Origin of the sequence: Cupriavidus sp. HPC(L) (assembly GCF_000307735.3) — a bacterium.
GTDB lineage: Bacteria > Pseudomonadota > Gammaproteobacteria > Burkholderiales > Burkholderiaceae > Cupriavidus.
This window is the reverse complement of sequence record NZ_AMPR02000303.1, coordinates 1-2763: the sequence shown is the minus strand read 5'-3', so window position 1 is coordinate 2763 and position 2763 is coordinate 1. Positions and strand designations below refer to the sequence as shown.

Below are 2763 nucleotides of genomic sequence, written 5' to 3'. Positions count from 1 at the left end.
CCCTGGCCCGCCTAGGACAGCTTCAAGCGCGACACGGTCAGCGCCGACGGCCGCGTGATCGACGCCAGCACGCCGCAGCAGACCACGGTGTCCGAGGGACAGGCCTATGCGCTGTTCTTCGCGCTGGTCGCCAACGACCGGCCAACGTTCGAGCGGCTGCTGGCCTGGACCGAGAACAACCTGGCCGAAGGCGACCTCGCTTCGCGCCTGCCTGCGTGGATCTGGGGCAAGCGCGAGGCGGCCGGCGGCAAGCCGGAAAGCTGGGGCGTGCTCGACACCAACCCCGCCTCCGACGCCGATTTGTGGATCGCCTATGCGCTGCTCGAGGCCGGCCGGCTCTGGCAGGAGCGCCGCTACACCGCGCTCGGCACCGTGATCGCGCGCCAGGTGCTGCAGCGTGAAAGCGCGCTGCTGCCGGGGCTGGGCCGCACGCTGCTGCCCGGCCCGGTGGGCTTTCATCCTTCGCCGACGCTGTGGCGGCTCAATCCGAGCTATGTGCCGCCGCAGCTGATGCGCCGCTTCGCCACGCTGTGGCCGCAACAGCCGGAATGGGCGCAGTTGCTGTCCAGTTCGGCGCGTCTGCTGCTCGATACCGCGCCGCGCGGCTTTTCGCCGGACTGGGTCGAATATCACGGCGGCGCCAAACCGGGCTTCCGTCCGGACCAGCAGACGCGGGCGGAAGGCGCCTACAACGCGATCCGCGTCTATCTGTGGGCCGGCATGCTGTCGCCGCAGGACCCCTTGCGCGCGCCGCTGCTGAAGACCTATCGGCCGATGGCGGACTACACCATCGCACAGGGACACCCGCCCGAACGCGTCGATACGCGCTCCGGCTCCGTCGGGCCGAACTCCGGCAATGCTGGCTTTTCCGCCGCGGTCGCGCCGTATCTGGCCGCGCTCGGCGAAGCTGGCGCCGCGCAGCGGCAGGTGGAGCGGATGCGCAAGCTGGCCGCCGAACAGCCGCTGGGCTACTACAGCCAGGTGCTGGCGCTGTTCGCGCTCGGCCATCTCGATGGCCTGTACCGTTTCGAAGCCGATGGCGCGCTGACGCCGGCCTGGACCGCGACATGCCCCGCTCGCCGCTGATCCCCGCCGCCGCGGTGCTGCTCGTTCCCGCGCTGCCGGCCACCGCGCAGACCGCCGCTGCGCCCGCCGTCGCCCCTTCCATCAACGCGGAGCTGGCGCGCCTGCTGTCGTCGGCGCGCATGTGGGAGGCCAAGAACCGCGCCGATCTGGCGCGCGGCGCGCTCGACAAGATCCTGACGATCGAGCCGCAGCAGCCCGATGCGCTGCTGTTGCTGGCGCAGATCGAGCTGCGTTCGAACCGCCCTGCCGAAGCACAACGGATCCTGCAGCGCCTGCGCCAGCACCATCCGAAGCACCCGGCCACGCGCGAGCTCGAGGACAGCTATCGCATCGCCACGCAGGACAAGCGCGAAATGGCAACGGTGCGCATGCTCGCGCGCGGCGGCAACGAGAAGGAAGCGCTCGAACGCCTGCAGAAGCTGTTTCCCGACGGGCCGCCGCAGGGCGAGCTGGGAATCGACTACTACCGCATCCTGGCCGGCACCGACGCGGGCCGTCCGCGCGCGATCGCGGAACTGCGCCGGCAGTTGGCGCAGCGGCCAGACGACGCCCGCCTCGCGCTGGTGCTGGGGGATCTGCTGACCGACCGCCCCGCCACGCGCGCCGAAGGTCTCGATCTGCTGTATCGGCTGAGCCAGCGCACCGACGCCGACCGCAAGACCGCGCTCGATATCTGGCGCCGCACGCTGTATCGCGTCAGCGACGATCCGGCTTACGCGGTCTGGTTCGAGCGTTATCTGCAGGAAGTGCCCGACGACGACATCGCGCGGCAGACGCTGGCCGAGCTCGACCGCAAGCGCGAAGCGCATCGGCGCATGCTGGCCGATCCCGCCTACCAGGCACGCCAGCGGGGCCTGCGGCAGCTCGAGCGCGGCAATCTTGCCGAAGCGCAGGCGGCTTTCGAGCAGGCGATGCGCACGCGCGGCAACGATGCCGAGGTGGTCGGCGGCCTCGGGCTGGTGCGGCTGCGCGAGGGCCGGCACGACGAGGCGCGCGCGCTGTTTTCGCGCGCGCTGCAGCTCGATCCCGAGCAGCGCAACAAATGGCGCAGCCTGCTGGACACCGCGACGTTCTGGGGCACCATCGCCCGTGCGCGGCTGGCCGGCACGCAGGGCAAGCCCGGCGAAGCCGAAACGCTGGCCCGACAGGCGCTGGCTCGCCAACCGGACAACGCCGATGCGCTGGTGATCCTGGCCGACGCGCTGGTCGCGCAGCAGCGTGAGGCCGAGGCCGAGACGCTGCTGCGCCAGCAGCTCGCCGGCCGCACGCCCGACCCCGGCGCGCTGCGCCGGCTGGTGACGCTGCTGCAGAACAACGGCCGCGGGGCCGAGATCGATCCACTGCTGTCCGCCACCGAGGCGCGCCTGCAGACATCGCCGGCCAATGCGCAGACGCTGCGCCAACTGCGCGCCGAGCTGCTGACGCGGCAGGCCGACCAGCTGCTGGCCGAGCGCCGCGCGAGCCCGGCCATCGCCCGACTCGAGGAAGCGCTGCGGCTGACCCCCGACGCACCGTGGACACGCTACACGCTGGCACGGGCCTATCGCGATCTCGGGCTGCCGGCGCTGGGCCGCGAGACCATGGACGAAGGCCTGCGCCTCGCGCCGAACGCCGACATGCGCTATGCGAGCGCGTTGTACCTGAATTCCGTCGACGACCCGGATGCCGCGGCCGCGC

1 protein-coding gene and 1 pseudogene are annotated in these 2763 nt (G+C 71.7%); both read left to right on the top strand.

Going from position 1 to position 2763, the window contains the following annotated elements; translation table 11 throughout:
* Positions 1–15: 15 nt before the first annotated feature.
* Positions 16–1086, top strand: a pseudogene (bcsZ, locus tag B551_RS16195) (cellulose synthase complex periplasmic endoglucanase BcsZ); the annotation flags it as partial.
* On the top strand, positions 1068–2763 hold a 1696-nt coding region (locus tag B551_RS16190; protein ID WP_023264545.1), incomplete at its 3' end, for a tetratricopeptide repeat protein. The pseudogene bcsZ and the gene B551_RS16190, both read left to right, overlap by 19 nt.